Here is a 21169-nt window from a genome sequence, read left to right on the forward strand (position 1 = left end):
TTTTAAAATCTAGTTTGCGTTAAGGCTTACCCTAACCGCGCAAATTAGTGCTCGCGCGTCGCACGGAAATCAACGTCAGGGAAACGCTCTTTCGCTAAGTTTAAGTTAACCATTGTTGGAGCGATATACGTTAGGTTATCACCACCATCCAATGCTAAGTTCGCTTGATTCTTGCGTTGGAACTCATCCAGTTTCTTCGCATCACCACACTCAACCCAACGCGCAGTTGCAACGTTAATGCCTTCATAAATCGCTTCAACGTTATACTCAGACTTCAAACGAGCCACAACAACATCAAACTGAAGTACACCAACGGCACCAACGATCAGATCGTTGTTCTGTAGAGGACGGAATACCTGTACCGCACCTTCTTCTGATAGCTGAACCAAACCTTTGAGAAGCTGCTTCTGCTTTAGTGGATCTTTCAGGCGAATACGACGGAATAGTTCCGGAGCGAAGTTCGGAATACCAGAGAACTTCAGTGATTCACCTTGAGTAAAGGTATCACCAATCTGAATAGTGCCGTGGTTATGTAGACCAATGATGTCACCGGCGTAAGCGTGTTCTGCACGTGCACGGTCACCAGCCATAAAGGTTACTGCATCAGAGATACTCACTTGCTTGCCAAGACGAACGTGGTTCATCTTCATACCTTGCGTGTAAGTGCCAGATACAATACGCATGAATGCGATACGGTCGCGGTGTTTTGGGTCCATGTTCGCTTGGATCTTAAATACGAAACCAGAGAACTTCTCTTCAGTCGCTTCAACTTCACGTTCAACCGCTTGACGAGTTTTCGGCGCTGGAGCCCATTCAGTTAGACCGTCTAGCATATGATCCACACCAAAGTTACCTAATGCAGTACCGAAGTAAACTGGCGTCAGATCACCTGTTAGGAACATTTCCAAATCAAACTCAGGGCAAGCACCCATAACAAGCTCAAGCTCTTCTCGAACACTTTCCGCAAGGCCTGCACCAACTTTTTCATCAAGCTCTGGGTTATCGAGACCTTTGATGATTCGAACTTCTTGAATCTCATGACCGTGACCTGATTCGTATAAAATCGTTTCATCACGGTGAATGTGGTACACACCTTTAAATTCTTTACCACAGCCGATTGGCCATGTAATTGGCGCACACATCATGCCCAACTCGTTTTCTACCTCGTCCAATACTTCCATTGGATCACGAACGTCACGGTCAAGTTTGTTCATGAAGGTTACGATTGGCGTGTCACGCAGACGCGTTACTTCCATCAGCTTACGTGTACGATCCTCGACACCTTTCGCCGCATCGATAACCATCAAACACGAGTCTACTGCCGTTAACGTACGGTATGTATCTTCCGAGAAGTCTTCGTGTCCAGGCGTATCAAGTAGGTTTACCAGACAGTCATTGTAAGGGAACTGCATTACAGAAGTGGTTACCGAGATACCACGTTCTTTTTCCATTTCCATCCAGTCTGATTTTGCGTGCTGTGCGTTACCACGACCTTTAACCGTACCTGCTTTTTGGATCGCGTTTCCGAATAAAAGGACTTTTTCAGTAATGGTGGTTTTACCCGCATCCGGGTGAGAAATAATAGCGAACGTTCTGCGCTTAGACACTTCGCCTAAAAAAAGGGGATTTGACATTAGTTAATCTTCTAAATTACTTTCATGCTCACAAAATAGGCAAGCATATCTACTATTCGATATTGTGCGGTATTCTCGCTTATTATCGCTGTGCTAGCAAACTGGAAAGACATGAACTGAATTTACTCGGCTCACCAGCCTTTACCTGCAACTAACAAGGGAAAGCCAGCTCCACACAAAGAGATGTAAAAATTCAAAAAATTATTATTACATATTCAAAAGCCTCGAATCCGGATACGCATTTAAAGCATAAGTGTTGATGAGGTAATTAGTAACGGCCTAAAACTAACTCAAAAATAAGTAACTCATGATAATGGCGTCTTCCTTACCATTTCCCGATTTAGCTGGGTAATAGTTGTAACGACGGTCCACTTCATTAAAACCTGCTTGCTCATAAATATGGATAGCTGGGTGATTACTTTCACGCACTTCTAACCAAGCACTCTCTGCTTTGGCTTGTTCACAGTGTTCAATAAACGCGTCCAGCAATTTTTGCCCTAGCCCTCTGCCCTGTTGAGAAGGCGCTACTGCAATATTTAATAGTGTCACTTCTCCAACAATATTCTGTCCATAGAAGTAACCAACCACTTGAGAGCCTTCCAGCATCACATGATGGCAAGCACCGCGACTGGATAAGTCACGAACCAAAGATTCGGCCCAAGGGTGAGAATGTGCTTGCTGCTCGATTTGCCAAACTTGGTCGAGGTGCTCTGCACGCATCGGCGTAATTTCAATTGTCACGCATTAGCTCCGTTAAGAGTACGAACAGATTTGTTGCCACAATGCGCGGCGCTGTTCGTTATTACCATCAATATCTTGTAATAGTGGCGAGGTCAGGTGCTTTGCCTTGATGCTTTGATCAGCCTCACAGCCTGCAAACCACACCCACTCTAGCTGATGTTCACCCAGCATGGATAAGCGCTCAGGCTCTAGGTGTAGCGCATCATCAAGCGTGAGCTTAATGCTTTTTAATACGCGCTCAAACATCAATGCCGTCTCGTTTTCTGGACATATTGGCGATACCAATAGGAGTTTACATGAACTTTGCAAATCCAATAATGGCGATTGATAGCCTTCCAGTCTTTCAGGGTGCACCAGCTCCCATGTGCTGATCCCCATTTCACGTAAATACTGTTTCTCGTTAATTGACATTTTCCGTCACCTATTTGAACGAGGGCAATCCTATCAAATTATCGCGATTATACCTAAAGGACTTCAAGGAACACCTGAACACAATGAGATGATTTGGATATTCCTGAACATAGCGTTTTGCCAACAGCCACACATTGGGTATGACATATGAGGTACATTATGAAATTCTTAAATACGCTACTACTTTGCACACTGGTAGCCGCCACCAGCATGAGTGTTTTTGCTAATAACAGCGATGAGTGGGAGCTGATTGCAACGAAAACCGTTAACTTTCATACAGAAACAGATACCGTGACACCAAATAGCCTATTCCGAAACCGAAGCTTCAGTAAAATAAAACTAAAATGTGTGCAAGGAACGGTAGACATTAATGGTTTAAAAGTCGTCATGACAGATGGTAGTGAGAAAAAGCTTTCCTCTATGGGCGTACTAACAAGCGGATTGTCGACTCGTGCCTGGAGCCTTCCAGGTACAAAAGAAGCCAAGCTAAAACAGATTGAAATGACTTACAGTAGCTGGGGAAGCACAAAACTCAGCCTGCTAGGGGTAAGTAAAAAAGCGAAAATAGAGGTCTGGGGCAAAAAGAAAAGTAACCAGTCATCCTAACCTCCCTATCTCAGTTTTCAGTGAATAAGAAAGAAGCCCACTTAGTCGTGGGCTTCTTTCATTTACAGTTCAGAGAACTCTGGCGCATAGTCTATGCATCCGGAGCGTCCAGCACATTGACCTTCGACCAACTCTGCGACTCGAAATGCACCTTTAGGGACATCCCAAGCACATTCAAAGCCCATCTCGTCGCATGATTGAAAACCCTGGCGCGCGTAATAATCAGGATCGCCCAACACCACACACACTGGGTAGCCAAAATCACGCAGTGAATCAAAACCTTCTTTGATCAACTCTGCAGCGATGCCTTGGCGACGGTAATCTTCATGAACAGCTAATGGCGCTAGCCCTTGCCATGACAAATCTTCACCATTTAAGGTCACAGGGCTAAATAAAGCATGGCCTATCACCTCTCCCTCATCTGTACACGCGACTAAGGAAAGCGTGAATTTGCTGTTTTCGCGCAAACGCATCACAAGCTCAGCTTCAGCTTCCGTCGGGAAGGCGTGTTTCAATAAGCGGTCAATGGTAAGAATGTCCGCTGGGGCTTCAGTTCGAATAAGCATTCGCTACTCCGGTTGGTTGTGCAGGCGCTTGAACTCCTTTCTGAACAAAATCAGCCAATTGATTCAAAGCGACTTGCATTGCTTTCGGTAACTGCTCTAAGTCGACACTGTCCATTAAGTTTTTCACTTCTAAGCCAAGCTCAGTATCACCTTCAATTGAAAGGCGACGTTGGAAGAACAGTGTGTCAGGGTCTTCTTTACGACCAGCAATCAGTACTAGGTCGTTTAGATTACCACTAAAACTCACATCTTCCTGAACTGGTTTTTCAGCTACCACCAATTTTTCGTCTTGATAGCTGATGTACCATGCTAAGTTCAAGTCTTTAATCGCAACTTTTAACCACTTGTCTTCAAGGAACTCAAAGTCACCATCTTCCAAGGCTTCTTTAAACACCATTTTTAGCCCTTCCAGCAACGCTTTTTGCTGAATTGGCTGTGGTAATAACTGGACTGGAGAACGCAAAATATTAGCTGCGTTCTTTACTAGTTGACTGCGAATCTTGTTTAACACGTTCATTATCCGTTACTTTGTCATTAGGTTGCTTATATTAAGCAATCGTGGCGATGAGATTACTGTTATGTATCAATAAAGTGCTTATTTTAGATTGGTGGTTTATTGCTCACTAACGCTTCTTTTTTTGAACTTACGTGTATTATTGATGCGAACAGGTGGATAAACACTTTTACAACCGTATTTTCAAAGTTATAGTTATCTGAGCGTATCCATGTGATTGTCGACTGCACAGCTAAAACCGCGAGCCCTTTAATGGCAAGTAACACTTTAGCTTGGTGGTAGACCGCCGCAGGCTTATCAGGGTGTCGCTTTTTATACACGGACGAATAATCTGGCTCATTGGAGATCGGTAATACCCTAATGCCTTCCCAGCAATTAAAACATTGGTTTGCCACGCTAACCTCAAATAGCCCTTTCTTCTTTGCCATTCTTGATAAAAAACACAATTATCGAATGGTAAGTGACCGTTACTGCGATATCGCAGGTTTAAGTCATGAGGAAATCGTCGGCTTAAACGATTGCCAAGTGCTGGGTGAGCAGTTTTATAAGAAGCTTGCACCATACTATCAGCGCGCGTTCAAAGGGGCACATGTCGAAGCCGAAATCACGCTCGATGAAACCGACCTTGAAACCAGTCTTCACTTTAGTCTTTCGCCAGTTTTTGAAGGTAACGACATTCGCTTTGTTGTTTTTCACGCTGTCGATACTTCAGAAAAGCAGATACTCGTTCGCTCCTTAGAAGAGTCCGAAAGTAAGTTTGCGAAGTTAACACAACTGCTACCAGACGGCTTACTGCTTATCGAAGATGATATTGTCATCTCTGCGAACCCCGCATCAGCGCGCCTTCTCGGACTTAACTCTCCTCATGAATTGTTGGGCGAAGAGCTAAGTCGTTTATTCATCGATGAAAACAGTAAAAAGGTATTTAGTCATCGATTGAGTACATTAATTTCTGACAAACCTTTTGTCTGCTTAACCAGCGCAAGATGCGGCTTTGAACGGAAAGTTCAGCTACACGCGGATTCCACGGCGATATTAGGTAGCGAATCTCAAATTATCCTAATCCAAGATGCTGATGATGCGCCCAAAAACCTGTCTTCTGCATCGAATGAAGACATACACATTGACTCGCTCACCAAACTCTACAACCGCTTTGGCTTCACCAAACGTTTGGAACAGCTGATCAAAAAGCAAACACCGCTTCTGGTGTTCTATTTGGATATCGATAACTTCAAAAACATTAATGACTCACTTGGTCACCATATTGGCGATAAAGTGATTCAAGAGGTGTCGGCCCGTCTTAAACGGTTACTACCAAACCAAGCGATTATTGGTCATTTGGGTGGCGATGAGTTTGGCGTCATTCTGCCGGAGCCAGAAAATACCCGCATGGCTGAAATTTTGTCCGATCGCATTATCTCGTTGATCAACCAACCTTTCGACTTGCACCACTTCAGCAAACGCCTTGCCTGTTCAATTGGTAGCGTTCGATACCCTGAAGACGGACAAGATGCGCGAATCCTACTACAAAATGCCGATACTGCGATGTATGAAGCCAAAGATCGTGGTAGAAATCGTCTGATCAAATTTAACGATCAAATGAACAAAGAAGCGCGTATGCGTTTGTGGCTTGAAATCGAACTGCAAAAAGCATTGCAGCAGAACGGTTTGGAAGTGTGGTATCAACCTAAGGTTAACGCGCGAGACTTCAGTATCAACGGCGCAGAAGCGCTCGTTCGTTGGAAGCATCCAGTTGAAGGGTACATTAGTCCTGGCTCATTCATTCCTGTCGCCGAGCGCGCTGGGTTAATCGAACACCTTGGACGTGTCGTGATGCGTGATGTTTTCAATACGGTAAAACGTTGGAAACAACAGGGCATACTGCCAGGCCGTGTCGCCATTAACCTCTCTCCCGAGCAATTTGGCAACCCACAGCTGATCGACTTTATGGAAAAGTTGCTTCGCACTACCGAGCTTGATCCAAGCTGCATTACCTTCGAGCTAACCGAAAGTGCCGTGATGAGTGATAGCGAACATACACTGCAAATGTTGAATGCGATTAAAAAGCTTGGCTTCGCTCTCTCTATCGATGACTTTGGTACCGGCTACTCTTCTCTTTCCTACTTAGCGCGTTTCCCTATTGACGAGCTAAAAATCGACCGCGCTTTTATTAATGATATCGACACACTACCGAAACAAGTCACTGTGATTGAAAACATCATTAATCTGGGTAAGTCGCTCGACTTAACTGTCGTTGCCGAGGGGGTGGAAACCCACCAGCAAGCTACTTTGCTCTCTAACCTTCAATGTAATGCGATTCAAGGATTCCATTTTTATCGCCCGCAGCCAAAACATGAAATTGAAGAGCTGTTTGTACAGAATCGTCGTCACAAGAACTAACCCCGACCCGATACCCTTACTCGCAAGGGGTAAATATCGACTTTATTGAGCTAAACCTAACTTAGGTCAATTTCGCTATTCATAATTCTTCATAAAATGCGGACACCTTTTTATTCTCAATGATTGTGAGCATATGGAACTCTTGTGTCCCGCGGGTAACCTGCCTGCGTTAAAAACTGCGATTGATTGCGGTGCCGATGCCGTCTACATTGGTTTCAAAGATGATACCAACGCCCGTCACTTTGCTGGCCTCAACTTTAACGGCAAAAAGTTAGAAAAAGCGGTGCAATACGTTCATGACCGCAATAAAAAAATTCATGTCGCGTTGAATACCTTCGCTCATCCCAATGGCTTCGAGCGCTGGACGAACGCAGTAGACAATGCAGCGGCACTGGGTGTAGACGCGCTGATTGTTGCAGACATTGCAGTGCTGGAGTACGCGGCTCGCAAATATCCCGATCTAGAACTACACCTTTCAGTGCAAGCATCAGCGACCAACGTCGCAGCCATTGATTTTTACAAACAAAACTTCAACGTAAAACGGGTAGTGCTACCCCGCGTTTTATCGATTCATCAGGTCAAACAGCTCTCACGCAACATCACTAGCGATGTCGAGTTAGAAGTCTTTGCTTTTGGTAGCCTTTGCATCATGTCTGAAGGTCGCTGCTACCTATCGTCATACATGACAGGCGAGTCTCCAAACACTGTGGGAGCATGCTCTCCAGCTAAGTACGTTCGCTGGCAAGAAACAGAAAATGGTCTGGAATCCCGCCTTAACGACATTTTGATCGATCGCTACAGCACCGGTGAAAATGCGGGCTACCCTACCTTGTGTAAAGGCCGTTTCGAAGCAGAAATCGAAGGCGAGAAAAAACGCTACCACGCACTGGAAGAACCAACCAGTTTGAACACCCTCTCTATGCTGCCAGAACTATTTGCTGCAAATGTGGCGTCTGTAAAAATTGAAGGTCGCCAACGTAGCCCAGCTTACGTAGAACAAGTCACTCGAACATGGCGAGCCGCGATTGACCGTTACCAAGCAAACCCAGAAGCTTATCAAGTCGAAGCGGCTTGGGATGCCGCATTGGCAAACGTGTCTGAAGGTACGCAGACCACACTTGGTGCTTATCACCGCAAATGGCAGTAGAGGTTAAGATGGATAATTCAATGAAATACGCGCTTGGCCCGCTGTTGTACTTCTGGCCAAAACAAGACATCGAAGCGTTTTATGAACAAGCGAAATCAAGCTCCGCGGACATCATCTATCTTGGGGAAACCGTATGCTCAAAACGTCGAGAAATGAAGCCTTCGCATTGGCTTGAAATAGCAAAAGAGCTGTCTGCAGCTGGCAAGCAAGTGGTGCTATCAACAATGGCACTACTAGAAGCTCCGAGTGAAGTAAACATAATGAAGAAGTACATCGACAACGGTGACTTCGCGATTGAAGCAAATGACGTATCTGCTGTTCAATTGGCATCAGAGCATAAAGTGCCTTTCGTCGTTGGTCCTGCAATCAATACTTATAACGCACACACGCTCAACTTATTTTTGAAGCAAGGTATGATGCGTTGGTGCATGCCTGTCGAGCTCTCTCGCGAATGGTTAAACGATACTTTAGTTCAGTGTGACGAGCTTGGTATTCGTAACAAGTTTGAAGTTGAGGTATTTAGCCACGGTTATTTGCCTTTAGCGTATTCCGCTCGCTGTTTCACAGCCCGAGCTGAAAACCGAGCGAAAGACGATTGCGAAACCTGCTGTATCAAATACCCTACGGGTATCCAGGTCAGCAGCCAAGAAGGGCAAGAAGTCTTTAACCTTAACGGCATTCAAACACAGTCAGGGTATTGCTACAACCTCATCAATGACTTACCAAGTATGAAAGGGCTGGTTGATGTGGTCCGGTTAAGCCCTCTTGGTATGGACATTTTTTCAGAGTTAGAGCGTTTTCGCTCAAACGAATACGGCGATAATCCTGAAAAGCTCGAAAGCCGCCAATGCAATGGCTATTGGCATCAACTAGCGGGCTTAGAAGTAAAAACCATTTAATCCTTAAAGATAAAAGCGAGGCCTAGCCTCGCTTTTATCTGTTAGCTTTTGTTAGCAGGCTTGCACCCTTGGTTCGACAGAACTATCATTAAGCAGCTTTTTCACATCTCGCCACAACATACTGATCACGACCAAACTCAATGCAATGTTAGACAATGGGAAAGCTAACCAAATACCTGTCACGCCGAAAAGTTTCGGCATAATGAATAAGAATGGCAACTGGACCAGCATGTTGCCTAGTGTTACAAACATAGCTTTGCTGCCTTTGTTTACTGATTGATAGTACGCGGCCGCCACAACTAAAAAACCATCTAAGAACAACGCAAACATGTGTAAACGAATCCCGATCACGGTGCTATCAATCAACTGTTGGTCAGCATTATTAAACACCGCAACCAGTTCGTACGGGAAAAGGTTCATCAAAACAACGAACGCCACCCCACCAAGCACAGATGTCCCCATCGCGACCTTTAATAACTTTCTGATGTTCTCCTGATTACGTGCACCGTGGTTGAAGCTCACTAAAGGCTGCATACCATTCGCAATTCCTTCGGCTATCAGATAGTAAACCGTCACGATGTACCCCAAAATGGCGTACGCTCCGATCAACATTGCACTTCCGTATTGAGCAAATAACGCGTTGTGCAGTGCCACCATCACAGAGCCGTAGGCGTACATAAAGAAACTTGATGTACCTATCATGATAATCTTTGGTGCAGCATCAACCTGAACTTTGAAGTCGCGGATACGAAGGCGTAATGTTGCTTTTGAAGTAAAGAAGTAACCAATACCGAGCACAGTGACCACTAATTGTGCAAGTGCAGTGGCAATAGCGGCTCCGGTTAACTCCCACTCCAACCAAGCAATAAATACGTAGTCTAATACAATGTTAATAACGGCACCGATGACCATCAAAATCGTTGCTAAGTTCGGGCTGTCGTCATTGCGTAATAAAAACGGAACTGCGATAGAACCCAACGTGAATACGCACGCGACTATCAGAATATGCAAATATTGCAGCGCAAGTTCAAACACTCGCCCTTCCGCACCTTGCCAGCGAATAAATTCATCCGAAAACAAGAACAATATTGTAGCAACGACCGGCATCAATGCCGCTAACAACGTCAATCCGGTCGTTAGTATTCGCTTAGCGCCTTCATGATCGTTCTCTCCTTGCTTGATCGAAGTCAGCGCGCCAGTCCCCACCCCAATCATCATTCCTATACCGAGGATCGAACCGATAATAGGCCACGCAACATTGATCCCAGCTAATCCGTCAGCGCCAACATAACGGCCAATAAAAATGCCATCAACTATTTGATACAAACCGTTTACGAGCATTGCTGCGACGGTTGGAATCGTATATTTCCAAAACTGTCTATAAATTGAGTTTTGCATGACTGTCACCAGTAGTTAGCAAAGCTAACCATTTAATTAGCAAGACTAACTAAATGGTTAAATTAAATAAAAGAAAGATGAAACAACAAAAACTAAACCATACAGCTGAGGCCTTTGGTTTAGTTTAAAATGACTTATTACTCAATGCTTTATTCAATAAAGCTTGTAACTGTTCAGCTTCTTGCTGATTTAATTGTTGCATCATTTGGTCAGAGATATCTTTGTACACTACCTGCTCCAAAGACATTTTTTCTGCGACTTCTTCCGTAAGCAACACACGCTTAGCACGAGCATCCTCATTACATGCGATGCGTTTCACCAAACCCTTTTTTTCCAAACGCACAACCATTGTCGATGCGGAAGGCTTAGTCACTTGCAGCTCTTCAGCAAGATCGGTTATTCGCACACCCTCAGGGTAAACCTGAATCACACGTAAATAATCGAACTCATTAAAGCTTAGATGTGATAATGGATCTTCTTTGGCATAGACACGCCAAGCTTTGGCGCAAAAACGCTCTAAATCAATCAAGCTTTCTTCTAATGCCATAAAAGCCACCACCACTTAGTTAGCAAGACTAACTATTTTAAATGAGTCACTCATCAAGTTCAATCATAAAAAAAGCCGCTCTCATCGAGCGGCTCTAAATCATTCAATTTCCAGCTTCTTGGCAGCCTTTAACTTGGCCAATCTATCTTGCTGTAATTGATCGTAAATTTGCGCCAACTCCAAGAAAGAATAGCGATGCTCAACATAATCGTAAACGTTGAACGAAATCGCGAGCTTATAAAGTGAGATGGCACTTGCGATATCACCTTCAAGCTGATTACGCTTTCCAAGGTAGAAATACGTTTCCGTCAATCGTTCAGCTAGGCGATAGTTCTCTCTCGTTCCATCCATAATTGCTTTAAGCGCGTCTTCGTCCGAGACGTCTCGTAGCATGATGGCAACAAGAACCCATCCCCACTCTTCACTACGATCTCGTAAATAACGCTGTTGAAGATTGGCTTTTGCTTGCTCTGGATTTTGCTCAGCTTCGATGATGTACAGCCATAATGAACGAAAAGGATCCGTTGGCATTTCTTGATAGTGCTTGGTCATATCTTCTAAAGCGAGATCGATTCGACCACCATAATACAGTGCAATCGCACGGTTGCGCTCAGCATAGGTATTATCAGGAGCCAACTCTATGGTTGAGTCAAACGCTTCATATGCCGCATCAAACTCTCCTACTTGGGTAAAGTATACCCCCAAGAGATTGAAGATGTCCGGCTGAGCGGGATTCAACTGCAAAGACTGGTTAAAGTCCAAACGGGCAAGATCACGCAAACCAACGCTGTCGTAGTAGCTACCGCGCTCATAATGCATTTTAGCGCGCACTTCATCACTAAGGTCGGGACGTTGTAGCAACTGCGATAGACGCGCGATTTGTACTTCTTGTTGAACACTAGGCTGAAGTGGCACCGCCATCGGTGGATATAACCACTTTTGTGCTGATTGTTGAGAAGTATTTGCACAACCGGTCAGCGCGATAGCAACACATAAAATTGCGGTTTGAAACCATTTCACTAATTGATACTCCTGTTTGGACCGCTCAAGATTTGTTTCTCTTAATGCAATATAGGCGATAACCTCGTTTGAGGTTAATACATCGAAACAAACCAAAAAAGGGGAGCGAAAATGCTCCCCTTTTATAACATGCTTTCAGGCCCTTAATCTAATAAAAGGCTGAAAGTCTCATTTTGTCTTACTCGTCTTTAGCAGCCGGTGCTTCAGCAGCAGCTTCTTCAGCTGGCTTTTCTACCGCTTCTTTCATGCTTAGACGTACACGGCCTTGGCGGTCGATTTCAAGAACTTTAACTTGAACTTCTTGACCTTCAGCTAGGTAGTCAGACACTTTCTCTACGCGTTTTTCTGCGATTTGAGAAATGTGTACAAGACCATCTTTGCCTGGAAGAACCGTTACGAATGCACCGAAGTCAGCTAGACGTGCAACTTTACCTGTGTAGATACGGCCCACTTCCACTTCAGCAGTGATCTCTTCGATACGGCGGATAGCTTCTTTCGCAGCAGTGCCTTCAGTTGCCGCAATCTTGATAGTACCGTCGTCTTCGATTTCGATAGTTGTACCAGTCTCTTCAGTTAGAGCACGGATAACTGCACCACCTTTACCGATAACGTCTTTGATCTTCTCAGCGCTGATCTTCATCGTGTGAATACGCGGAGCAAATTCAGAGATGTCTTCACGAGCACCAGAGATTGCTTCATCCATTACAGATAGGATGTGCTTACGTGCGCCTTGAGCTTGGTTAAGCGCAATTTGCATGATTTCTTTAGTGATGCCTTCGATCTTGATGTCCATTTGAAGTGCAGTGATACCAGTGTTAGTACCTGCTACTTTAAAGTCCATGTCACCTAGATGGTCTTCATCGCCAAGGATGTCAGAAAGTACAACGAAATCGTCACCTTCTTTAACAAGACCCATTGCGATACCAGCAACAGATGCTTTGATTGGTACACCTGCGTCCATAAGCGCAAGAGAAGTACCACATACTGAAGCCATTGAAGATGAACCGTTAGATTCAGTGATTTCCGATACAACACGTACTGTGTATGGGAACTCATCAACAGAAGGCATTACTGCAGCAATACCACGCTTCGCCAGTTTACCGTGGCCGATTTCACGACGCTTAGGAGAACCTACAAAACCAGTTTCACCTACACAGTATGGAGGGAAGTTGTAGTGCAGTAGGAAGTGATCTTTACGCTCACCAGTTAGCTCATCGATGATTTGAGCATCACGCTGAGTACCTAGCGTTGCCGTAACGATCGCCTGAGTTTCACCACGAGTGAATAGCGCGCTACCGTGAGTACGAGGAAGAACACCAGTACGTACATCTAGTGCACGAACCATGTCTTTTTCACGGCCATCGATACGAGGGTTACCTGCAATAATACGGCTACGTACTACTGTCTTCTCTAGATCATGGAAGATAGTGTGGATTTCTTTTGTGTCTGCTTCAGGATCTTCAGCAAGAAGAACTTCATTTACTTCCGCAGCGATCTCATGGATGCGGTCGTAACGAGCCATTTTCTCAGTAATTTGGTAAGCTTCAACAAGTTTAGCTTCTGCTAGATCAGCAATCTTATTTTTAAGCGCTGTGTTCTCTTCAGGAGCAACCCAATCCCAAGCAGGAGTTGCAACTTCTGCTTTGAATTCGTTGATAGCTTGAATAGCAACTTGTTGTTGGTCATGACCATAAACAACCGCCGCTAGCATTTCTTCTTCAGTTAGGTTGTCCGCTTCTGACTCAACCATCAGTACTGCTGACTCTGTACCTGCAACAACAAGGTCAAGCTTAGAAGTTTCTAGTTCAGTTTGGCTAGGGTTAAGTACAAGCTGACCATCGATATGACCAACACGCGCCGCACCGATAGGGCCGTTGAATGGAATGCCAGAGATAGCAAGAGCAGCAGAAGTACCGATCATTGTAACGATATCTGGCTGAACATCTGGGTTTACAGACATTACTGTCGCGATAACCTGAACTTCGTTTTTAAACGCGTCTGGGAATAGCGGACGGATTGGACGGTCGATTAGACGAGCTGTTAGCGTTTCGCCTTCAGAAGGACGACCTTCACGTTTGAAGAAGCCGCCTGGGATTTTACCCGCAGCGTAAGTACGCTCTTGGTAGTTAACCGTTAGTGGGAAGAAGTCTTGACCTGCAACGGCTTCTTTTTTACCTACAACAGATACGAATACAGACGTATCATCCATTGTGACCATAACTGCTGCTGTAGCTTGACGTGCAATAACGCCAGTTTCTAAAGTAACTGTGTGGTTGCCGTACTGGAACGTTTTAACAACTGGTTTTTCGAACATTGTTATTCCTTGTTTCTAATCTTCCTTTAGTGCTTAAAGAAATCTTAGATGTGTTAATTGACACTCAAGGCATTACGAATCGCGACTAGTAAAAAGAAACTCGGAAATTCCTTTTGAATAGTCGCGACCTTTTGGTCGACGTGGTTGACTGTAATGCTATGAGCTTTTGAGAAAACCTCTTACAAGGTTTAGCCGCCAGTATTATAACGGCATAAGTCTAATTTGGCTAAATTTAGGCAACAAAAAAGGGGCATAAAGCCCCTTTTTAGACAAACTGCTATGCAGTCGCTGATTAGCGACGTAGGCCTAGACGTTTGATTAGGTCTTGGTAGCGAGCTAGGTTTTTACCTTTTAGGTAATCTAGAAGCTTACGACGACGAGAAACCATGCGTAGAAGACCACGACGGCTGTGGTGATCGCCTTTGTGCGCTTTGAAGTGACCTTGTAGGTGGTTGATAGAAGCTGTAAGTAGAGCTACTTGAACTTCTGGTGAACCAGTGTCGCCTTCGCCTTGTGCGTATTCTGCAACGATTGCTGCTTTAGTTTCTGCATTCAGAGACATAATTCTCTCCTAATAAGAGTAGGTTTAAAGTTGTAGCAGCCAATCTCTGATTCAGCCGCTACGCGAAGCGCGGATTATAGGGAAATTTCCTATCTCGTGCAATATAAAAATACCGACACTCAGGTCGGTATTTTCAATCATTTACTTGGATGCAACGTCATCTCGGAACACGACCAATCGCTTAGGAGCGATTTTGCCATCTTCGTTCATTTCGCCAACGCCAATAAACAAGCGTTCTTCACCCATAGTAAGGCGAAGTGAGCCCTCAGTCGGAGCACCAAATACTTGAACGGGCTGCCCATGTTGGACCATATTCGCCAGTTCAGGCACCAAGTTGACTTCTGGTAAGTCTTCTACCGCTGTATCCATTGGCAAAAGCAGTGGGTCCAGTAGCTCTCGAGGCGCTCGTTCCTCGCGGTGAGCTTGCTCTAGCAACTCATTTAGTTGCTCAAGTGTTACCATATTCTCGTAAGGGTATTTAGCAACACCAGTACGACGAAGCATAGTTACGTGCGCACCACAACCTAACATTTCGCCCAGATCATCAACGATAGTACGAATATAGGTACCTTTAGAGCAGTGCACTTCCATCTCTACTTCATCGCCTTCAAAACGGTGAAGAACAATCTCATATACCGTGATCTTACGAGATTCACGCGGAACTTCGATGCCTTTACGAGCGTATTCATACAAGGGTTTACCTTGATACTTCAACGCAGAGAACATGGAAGGCACTTGATCAGATTCACCACGGAACTGATCGATGCACGCTTCTAGCTTGTCTAACGTAACATCGACTGGACGCGTCTCTACAACTTCACCATCCGAGTCAGACGTATTGGTACGTTCACCCAGCTTTGCGATCACACGGTAGCGTTTATCAGAATCAAGAAGAAACTGAGAAAATTTTGTCGCTTCACCCAAGCAAATTGGCAGCATGCCTGTCGCTAATGGGTCCAAGGCTCCAGTGTGGCCTGCTTTCTCGGCAAAGTAGATTCGCTTTACTTTTTGCAGTGCATCATTGGAAGAGATACCTGTTGGTTTGTCCAACAGTATAACGCCATTAATTGGACGACCTTTACGACGACGAGCCATTATTCTTCGTCCTCACGACCAGAATCTTTTTGCTTTTGTTTGTCTGAACTAACGACTTCAGACACTAGGTTAGACATACGCATACCTTCAACAAGCGTATTGTCATAGTGGAAGCGGATTTCTGGCGTTAAACGTAGACGAATACGCTTACCTAACATCATGCGAATGTGCACTTCGTGCTCACGTAGCGCTGCTAGACATGATTCTGGTGTTTGCTCACCCACACACAGGAAGGTCACAAATACTTTTGCGTAAGCTAGGTCACGAGAGACTTCTACGTCTGAGATCGTCACCATGCCAAGGCGAGAGTCACGAACTTCACGTTGAAGGATCATCGCTAGTTCTTTTTGCAGCTGCTGTGCAACGCGCTGCGTGCGGCTAAATTCTTTTGACATATCTTTACTCTTATATAGAAAGAATGGGGGGTTGGTCAAAGCCAGCCCCCCATGGTGTATTCAACAACCAATTACTACTTATCTTTCAAAGACAATATTAGTAATTTTAGTCAATTAGTCTAGAGTACGTTTAATTTCAACGATTTCGAAGACTTCGATTTGGTCACCAACGCGAACATCATTGTAGTTCTTAACGCCGATACCACATTCGTAGCCATTCTTAACTTCTTGAACGTCATCTTTGAAACGACGTAGTGACTCTAGTTCACCTTCGTAAATAACAACGTTATCACGTAGTACACGGATTGGGTTGTTACGCTTGATCACACCTTCTGTAACCATACAACCAGCGATAGCGCCCAGTTTCGGTGACTTAAACACGTCACGAACTTCAGCAAGACCAATGATCTCTTGCTTGAATTCTGGAGCAAGCATACCGCCCATTGCTTGTTTCACTTCGTCAATCAATTGGTAAATGATTGAGTAGTAACGTAAGTCAACAGCTGCGGCTTCAACAGCACGGCGAGCAGAAGCATCTGCACGAACGTTAAAGCCAAGGATGATTGCGTTTGAAGCTTCCGCTAGTACTACGTCAGTTTCCGTAATACCACCAACACCAGAACCAACGATGTTCACTTTAACTTCGTCAGTAGATAGCTTAACTAATGAGTCAGCGATTGCTTCTACAGAACCTTGAACGTCTGCTTTAAGTACAACGTTAAGTTCAGCAACTTCACCAGCAGTCATGTTAGAGAACATGTTCTCTAGTTTAGATTTCTGCTGACGAGCAAGTTTCACTTCACGGAACTTACCAGCACGGTAGTTAGCTACTTCACGCGCTTTACGCTCGTCACGAACGACTGTTGCTTCATCACCTGAAGATGGTACACCTGAAAGACCTAGGATCTCTACAGGGATAGATGGGCCAGCCGAAGTAATTTCTTTACCTAGCTCATCACGCATTGCACGAACACGGCCGTATTCTTGACCACAAAGAACGATGTCGCCTTTGTTTAGTGTACCTGATTGAACAAGTACTGTTGCAACTGGACCACGACCTTTATCTAGGCGAGATTCAACAACAACACCAGATGCCATGCCTTCAGCTACAGCTGTAAGTTCAAGAACTTCAGACTGAAGAAGGATTGCTTCTAGAAGACCATCGATGTTTGTACCCTGTTTAGCAGAGATGTGAACGAACATGTTCTCACCGCCCCACTCTTCAGGAATAACGTCGTATTGAGCAAGCTCGTTCTTAACGTTATCTGGGTTCGCATCTTCTTTATCGATCTTGTTCACAGCAACAATTAGAGGAACGCCTGCCGCTTTCGCGTGCTGAATCGCTTCTACTGTTTGTGGCATTACGCCATCGTCTGCTGCAACTACAAGAACAACGATATCTGTCGCTTGAGCACCACGAGCACGCATTGCAGTAAACGCTGCGTGTCCAGGAGTATCAAGGAACGTGATCATGCCGTTGTCTGTTTCAACGTGGTACGCACCAATGTGCTGAGTAATACCACCCGCTTCGCCAGAAGCAACGTGTGTGCGACGGATGTAGTCAAGTGTTGACGTTTTACCGTGGTCAACGTGACCCATGATAGTAACAACTGGAGCACGTGGAACTGCTTCCGCGTTAGTGTCACGGTCAGATAGTACCGCTTCTTCCAGTTCGTTCTCTTTACGAAGAACTACTTTATGGCCCATTTCTTCAGCAACAAGTTGTGCTGTTTCTTGGTCGATCACTTGGTTGATAGTCGCCATAGCGCCCATCTTCATCATTACTTTGATAACTTCTGTCGCTTTAACCGACATCTTGTTAGCAAGTTCTGATAGAACGATCGTTTCGCCAATTACAACGTCTTGCTTAGCAACCGTTGCTGACTTATCAAACCCGTGCTGCATTGAAGTCGGCTTAGCAAGTTTGCCCTTACGACCTCTACCGCCACGTTGGTTGTTACGGCCACCGCGAGCTTGGTCGTCTTTACCCGAAGCTGCTTTTTTCTTCTTACGACGACCGCCTTCTACTTTGCGATCTGCTTCATCTTCGGCTTCACGTGCGTATTGTGAAGTCGTTACATGGTAATCTGTATCTTCCATATCACCCTTTTTCTCTTCTGCAGCAGACCAACGCTCTTTATTCTTTTCAGCCAATTCGCGAGCTTCTTCAAGCTTGCGCTGACTTTCCTCTTCAGCCTTACGCTTAGCTTCTTCTTCCTGACGACGTTTAAGCTCGTCGGCCTCTTTTCGCGCTGCTTCTTGCTTAATTTTCTCTTCAGCATCACGCTTTGCTTTTTCTTCAGCATTACGTTGTGCATTCGTATCTACGTCTCGCTTCGCTTTTTCTTCAGCTTCACGTTTCGCTTTTTCTTCCGCTTCACGTTTTGCAGCTTCTTCAGCTTCACGTTTCGCAGCTTCTTCAGCTTCACGTTTTGCAGCTTCTTCTGCTGCACGTTTTGCTGCTTCTTCTGCTTCACGTTGTGCTGCTTCTTCAGCTTCACGTTTCGCTTCATCTTCAATTGTGCTGCGCTTCACGTATGTACGTTTTTTGCGCACCTCAACCTGAACATTCTTACTCTTACCACCACCCGCGTTCACACTAAGTGTACTACGAGTTTTACGCTGAAGCGTAAGGCGAGTCGGCTCTGAATCACCTGATTTATCACCGTGTTCTTTCTTTAAATGAGAGAGAAGCTTCTGCTTCTCTTCATCAGTAACATTGTCAGAGCTCGCCTTTTTAATGCCAGCGTCAGCAAGTTGTTCAATCAAGCGGTCGACTGGCGTACCAATCTCATCACTCAGTGCTTTAACTGTTAATTGTGTCATGCCGCTTCCTCCTTGCCGAAAATTATGCTTCTTCGCCGAACCAACAGATGTTACGTGCGGCCATAATTAGCTCACCTGCACGTTCTTCGGTCAGGCCTTCGATACCTTCTAAATCGTCAATACCTTGGTCAGCAAGATCTTCCAGTGTCGCTACACCTTTCGCTGCCAATTTAAATGCCATCTCACGCTCAAGACCTTCAAGTGCAAGTAGGTCCTCAGCTGGTTCTAGACCTTCAAAAGACTCTTCTTGTGCTAGTGCGATCGTCGTTAGTGCATCTTTTGCACGTCCACGAAGCTCTTCGATTAGTTCTTCATTCAAACCATCGATTTCTAGTAGCTCGTTAACTGGCACGTATGCGATTTCTTCTAGCGTTGAGAAACCTTCTTCAACAAGAAGTTGAGCGAAGTCTTCTTCAATATCTAGGTACTTCATGAAGTTTTCAATAGATGCTTGTGATTCTTCAGCGTGTTTCTTCTGAAGATCAGCAACTGTCATAACATTCAGTTCCCAACCGGTTAGTTGAGATGCTAGACGCACGTTTTGACCGTTACGACCGATAGCTTGCGCTAGGTTGTCAGCTTCAACTGCGATGTCCATTGAGTGTGCATCCTCATCAACGATGATAGAAGCAACATCAGCTGGCGCCATTGCGTTGATAACGAATTGAGCTGGGTTATCATCCCAAAGCACAATATCGATACGCTCCCCACCAAGTTCGCCAGAAACAGCTTGTACACGTGCACCACGCATACCAACACACGCACCTACAGGGTCGATACGTTTGTCATTTGTTTTGACAGCGATCTTAGCGCGAGAACCAGGATCACGTGCCGCGCCTTTCAACTCGATAATATCTTCTGCGATTTCAGGCACTTCAACACGGAACAGTTCTGCCAACATTTCTGGCTTAGAACGAGTGATGAACAATTGGAAACCACGTGCTTCAGGCGCGACTTTGTAAAGAAGGCCACGTACACGGTCGCCTGGACGGAAGTTTTCACGAGGAAGTTGGTCATCACGCAGGATTACCGCTTCAGCGTTATTACCAAGATCAAGCACGATTGTGTCACGGTTTACTTTTTTCACGACACCAGTGATTAGATCACCTTCATTGTCGATGAACTGTTCAACGATTTGTGCGCGCTCAGCTTCACGAACTTTTTGTACGATAACTTGCTTAGCAGTTTGAGTCGTAATACGGTCAAACGTTACTGATTCGATTTCGTCTTCTACGTAGTCGCCAAGCTCGATTGAGTCATCTTCGTATTGCGCTGCTTCTAGTGAGATCTCTTTTGTAGGGTTCTCAACGTCATCAACAACTAACCAACGGCGGTAAGTTACAAACTCACCGGTTTTACGGTCAATGGCAACACGTACGTCGATTTCGATTTCGTATTTCTTCTTTGTAGAAGTTGCTAGAGCAATCTCAAGAGCCTCAAAGATACGCTCACGAGGTACCGCTTTTTCGTTCGATACCGCTTCTGCTACCGCTAAAATTTCTTTACTCATTGTATTTAGCCTCTAAGCTTAAACTTTTTTAGGGAACTAAAATTTAGGGATCAGGTTAGCTTTGGAAATGTTACTTAGAGCAAACTCTTCTTGCTGACCGTCTACAGTAATTGTCACTGTTTCGCCATCAACACCGTGGATAATACCTTTCCACTTACGACGGTTTGCTACAGCCATTTTCAATACGATGCTGACCTCGTGACCAATAAATTGCTCGTAATGTGCTGCTTTAAAAAGTGGTCTTTCTAAACCTGGAGAAGACACTTCTAGGCTGTAAGCAACAGAAATTGGATCTTCAACGTCTAAAACTGCACTAACTTGGTGGCTAACTTCTGCACAGTCGTCTACGTTAATACCATTTTCATGGTCAATGTAGATACGTAACGTTGAGTGCGCGCCTGCACGAATGAATTCTAATCCAACTAACTCATAACCTGATGCCGCTACTGGCGCGTCAAGCATTTCAGTAAGTTGTCTTTCTAAACCAGTCATTTAACCACTCCAGAAACAAAAAAAGGGCTCAGAGCCCAATCAAAAAACCAAGCAGTATCTGAGCTATTTCAAAAAGCTCAGATAACAAAAAA

At 44.9% G+C, this 21169-nt stretch carries 19 protein-coding genes; 4 read left to right on the forward strand and 15 right to left on the reverse strand.

All coding sequences use genetic code 11. The annotated features are described in order from the left end of the window. Positions 1-44: 44 nt before the first annotated feature. The 3 genes from prfC to R7D93_RS12000 form a co-directional block, all read right to left on the reverse strand. Positions 45-1634, reverse strand: a complete 1590-nt coding sequence (gene prfC, locus R7D93_RS11990) for a peptide chain release factor 3 (protein WP_005380123.1) — start codon at positions 1632-1634, stop codon at positions 45-47. Positions 1635-1919: 285 nt separating this feature from the next. Further along, on the reverse strand, positions 1920-2375 hold the full coding sequence (rimI, locus tag R7D93_RS11995; protein ID WP_005386430.1) for a ribosomal protein S18-alanine N-acetyltransferase: 456 nt from the start codon (positions 2373-2375) through the stop codon (positions 1920-1922). A 12-nt stretch (positions 2376-2387) separates the two neighbouring features. Then, complete coding sequence (locus R7D93_RS12000) at positions 2388-2786, reverse strand: DNA polymerase III subunit psi (RefSeq protein ID WP_005386429.1); 399 nt, start codon at positions 2784-2786, stop codon at positions 2388-2390. A 159-nt stretch (positions 2787-2945) separates the two neighbouring features. On the opposite strand from R7D93_RS12000, the gene R7D93_RS12005 reads away from it, so the two are divergent. After that, positions 2946-3392 (forward strand): hypothetical protein, encoded by a 447-nt coding sequence (locus R7D93_RS12005; protein WP_031781040.1) that lies wholly within the window; start codon positions 2946-2948, stop codon positions 3390-3392. A gap of 62 nt (positions 3393-3454) precedes the next feature. Here the strand turns inward: R7D93_RS12005 and R7D93_RS12010 are convergent, their stop codons facing one another. Together R7D93_RS12010 and R7D93_RS12015 are read right to left on the reverse strand one after the other, a co-directional pair. Continuing rightward, the gene (locus tag R7D93_RS12010) at positions 3455-3958 is read right to left on the reverse strand and encodes a GNAT family N-acetyltransferase (protein WP_115386271.1); all 504 of its coding nucleotides are present in this window, start codon (positions 3956-3958) and stop codon (positions 3455-3457) included. Beyond that, positions 3942-4469 carry a ubiquinone anaerobic biosynthesis accessory factor UbiT gene (locus R7D93_RS12015; protein ID WP_005394645.1) on the reverse strand — a complete coding sequence of 176 codons (528 nt, stop codon included), beginning with the start codon at positions 4467-4469 and terminating at the stop codon, positions 3942-3944. The genes R7D93_RS12010 and R7D93_RS12015 overlap by 17 nt, the downstream gene beginning before the upstream one ends. A 363-nt stretch (positions 4470-4832) precedes the next feature. Here R7D93_RS12015 and R7D93_RS12020 point away from each other — a divergent pair, with 363 nt between their 5' ends. The 3 genes from R7D93_RS12020 to R7D93_RS12030 all read left to right on the forward strand — a co-directional run bounded on the left by R7D93_RS12020 (position 4833) and on the right by R7D93_RS12030 (position 8918). Then, complete coding sequence (locus R7D93_RS12020) at positions 4833-6872, forward strand: bifunctional diguanylate cyclase/phosphodiesterase (protein ID WP_005380112.1); 2040 nt, start codon at positions 4833-4835, stop codon at positions 6870-6872. Between the two features lie 133 nt (positions 6873-7005). Continuing rightward, positions 7006-8019 (forward strand): ubiquinone anaerobic biosynthesis protein UbiU, encoded by a 1014-nt coding sequence (locus R7D93_RS12025; protein WP_005380110.1) that lies wholly within the window; start codon positions 7006-7008, stop codon positions 8017-8019. 20 nt (positions 8020-8039) lie between these two features. Further along, entirely contained in the window at positions 8040-8918 is an 879-nt protein-coding gene (locus R7D93_RS12030) for a U32 family peptidase (RefSeq protein WP_167415711.1), read from the forward strand. Positions 8919-8969: 51 nt separating this feature from the next. On the opposite strand, the gene R7D93_RS12035 is transcribed toward R7D93_RS12030, so the two are convergent. The 10 genes from R7D93_RS12035 to rimP all read right to left on the reverse strand — a co-directional run bounded on the left by R7D93_RS12035 (position 8970) and on the right by rimP (position 21077). After that, complete coding sequence (locus R7D93_RS12035) at positions 8970-10316, reverse strand: MATE family efflux transporter (protein ID WP_213868662.1); 1347 nt, start codon at positions 10314-10316, stop codon at positions 8970-8972. A 124-nt stretch (positions 10317-10440) separates the two neighbouring features. Beyond that, positions 10441-10863 (reverse strand): MarR family winged helix-turn-helix transcriptional regulator, encoded by a 423-nt coding sequence (locus R7D93_RS12040; RefSeq protein ID WP_005380103.1) that lies wholly within the window; start codon positions 10861-10863, stop codon positions 10441-10443. Positions 10864-10962: 99 nt separating this feature from the next. Further along, positions 10963-11883, reverse strand: a complete 921-nt coding sequence (gene nlpI / locus R7D93_RS12045) for a lipoprotein NlpI (RefSeq protein WP_005380101.1) — start codon at positions 11881-11883, stop codon at positions 10963-10965. Between the two features lie 178 nt (positions 11884-12061). After that, entirely contained in the window at positions 12062-14197 is a 2136-nt protein-coding gene (pnp, locus tag R7D93_RS12050; RefSeq protein ID WP_005380098.1) for a polyribonucleotide nucleotidyltransferase, read from the reverse strand. 292 nt (positions 14198-14489) lie between these two features. Next, positions 14490-14759 (reverse strand): 30S ribosomal protein S15, encoded by a 270-nt coding sequence (rpsO, locus tag R7D93_RS12055; RefSeq protein WP_005380094.1) that lies wholly within the window; start codon positions 14757-14759, stop codon positions 14490-14492. A 141-nt stretch (positions 14760-14900) separates the two neighbouring features. Further along, positions 14901-15854: a tRNA pseudouridine(55) synthase TruB gene (gene truB / locus R7D93_RS12060; protein ID WP_005380088.1), complete on the reverse strand. Its 954-nt coding sequence runs from the start codon at positions 15852-15854 to the stop codon at positions 14901-14903. Then, complete coding sequence (gene rbfA / locus R7D93_RS12065) at positions 15854-16249, reverse strand: 30S ribosome-binding factor RbfA (protein WP_005380087.1); 396 nt, start codon at positions 16247-16249, stop codon at positions 15854-15856. Before rbfA ends, truB begins: the two co-directional genes overlap by 1 nt. Positions 16250-16363: 114 nt before the next feature. After that, the gene (gene infB / locus R7D93_RS12070) at positions 16364-19075 is read right to left on the reverse strand and encodes a translation initiation factor IF-2 (protein ID WP_005380086.1); all 2712 of its coding nucleotides are present in this window, start codon (positions 19073-19075) and stop codon (positions 16364-16366) included. 22 nt (positions 19076-19097) lie between these two features. Continuing rightward, positions 19098-20585: a transcription termination factor NusA gene (nusA, locus tag R7D93_RS12075; RefSeq protein ID WP_005380084.1), complete on the reverse strand. Its 1488-nt coding sequence runs from the start codon at positions 20583-20585 to the stop codon at positions 19098-19100. Between the two features lie 36 nt (positions 20586-20621). Next, positions 20622-21077, reverse strand: coding sequence for a ribosome maturation factor RimP (gene rimP, locus R7D93_RS12080; RefSeq protein WP_005386424.1), 456 nt, complete (start codon positions 21075-21077; stop codon positions 20622-20624). Positions 21078-21169: the final 92 nt, after the last annotated feature.

Source organism: Vibrio sp. YT-15 (assembly GCF_033337445.1).
Lineage (GTDB): Bacteria > Pseudomonadota > Gammaproteobacteria > Enterobacterales > Vibrionaceae > Vibrio > Vibrio alginolyticus.

Coding starts and splice junctions, on each gene's coding strand:
- prfC (WP_005380123.1), bottom strand. CDS start 1,634: ATGTCAAATCCCCTTTTTTTAGGCGAAGTGTCTAAGCGCAGAACGTTC.
- nusA (WP_005380084.1), bottom strand. CDS start 20,585: ATGAGTAAAGAAATTTTAGCGGTAGCAGAAGCGGTATCGAACGAAAAA.
- infB (WP_005380086.1), bottom strand. CDS start 19,075: ATGACACAATTAACAGTTAAAGCACTGAGTGATGAGATTGGTACGCCA.
- R7D93_RS12000 (WP_005386429.1), bottom strand. CDS start 2,786: ATGTCAATTAACGAGAAACAGTATTTACGTGAAATGGGGATCAGCACA.
- rbfA (WP_005380087.1), bottom strand. CDS start 16,249: ATGTCAAAAGAATTTAGCCGCACGCAGCGCGTTGCACAGCAGCTGCAA.
- pnp (WP_005380098.1), bottom strand. CDS start 14,197: ATGTTCGAAAAACCAGTTGTTAAAACGTTCCAGTACGGCAACCACACA.
- truB (WP_005380088.1), bottom strand. CDS start 15,854: ATGGCTCGTCGTCGTAAAGGTCGTCCAATTAATGGCGTTATACTGTTG.
- R7D93_RS12025 (WP_005380110.1), top strand. CDS start 7,006: ATGGAACTCTTGTGTCCCGCGGGTAACCTGCCTGCGTTAAAAACTGCG.
- R7D93_RS12020 (WP_005380112.1), top strand. CDS start 4,833: ATGCCTTCCCAGCAATTAAAACATTGGTTTGCCACGCTAACCTCAAAT.
- R7D93_RS12010 (WP_115386271.1), bottom strand. CDS start 3,958: ATGCTTATTCGAACTGAAGCCCCAGCGGACATTCTTACCATTGACCGC.
- R7D93_RS12035 (WP_213868662.1), bottom strand. CDS start 10,316: ATGCAAAACTCAATTTATAGACAGTTTTGGAAATATACGATTCCAACC.
- R7D93_RS12005 (WP_031781040.1), top strand. CDS start 2,946: ATGAAATTCTTAAATACGCTACTACTTTGCACACTGGTAGCCGCCACC.
- rpsO (WP_005380094.1), bottom strand. CDS start 14,759: ATGTCTCTGAATGCAGAAACTAAAGCAGCAATCGTTGCAGAATACGCA.
- R7D93_RS12030 (WP_167415711.1), top strand. CDS start 8,040: ATGAAATACGCGCTTGGCCCGCTGTTGTACTTCTGGCCAAAACAAGAC.
- R7D93_RS12040 (WP_005380103.1), bottom strand. CDS start 10,863: ATGGCATTAGAAGAAAGCTTGATTGATTTAGAGCGTTTTTGCGCCAAA.
- rimP (WP_005386424.1), bottom strand. CDS start 21,077: ATGACTGGTTTAGAAAGACAACTTACTGAAATGCTTGACGCGCCAGTA.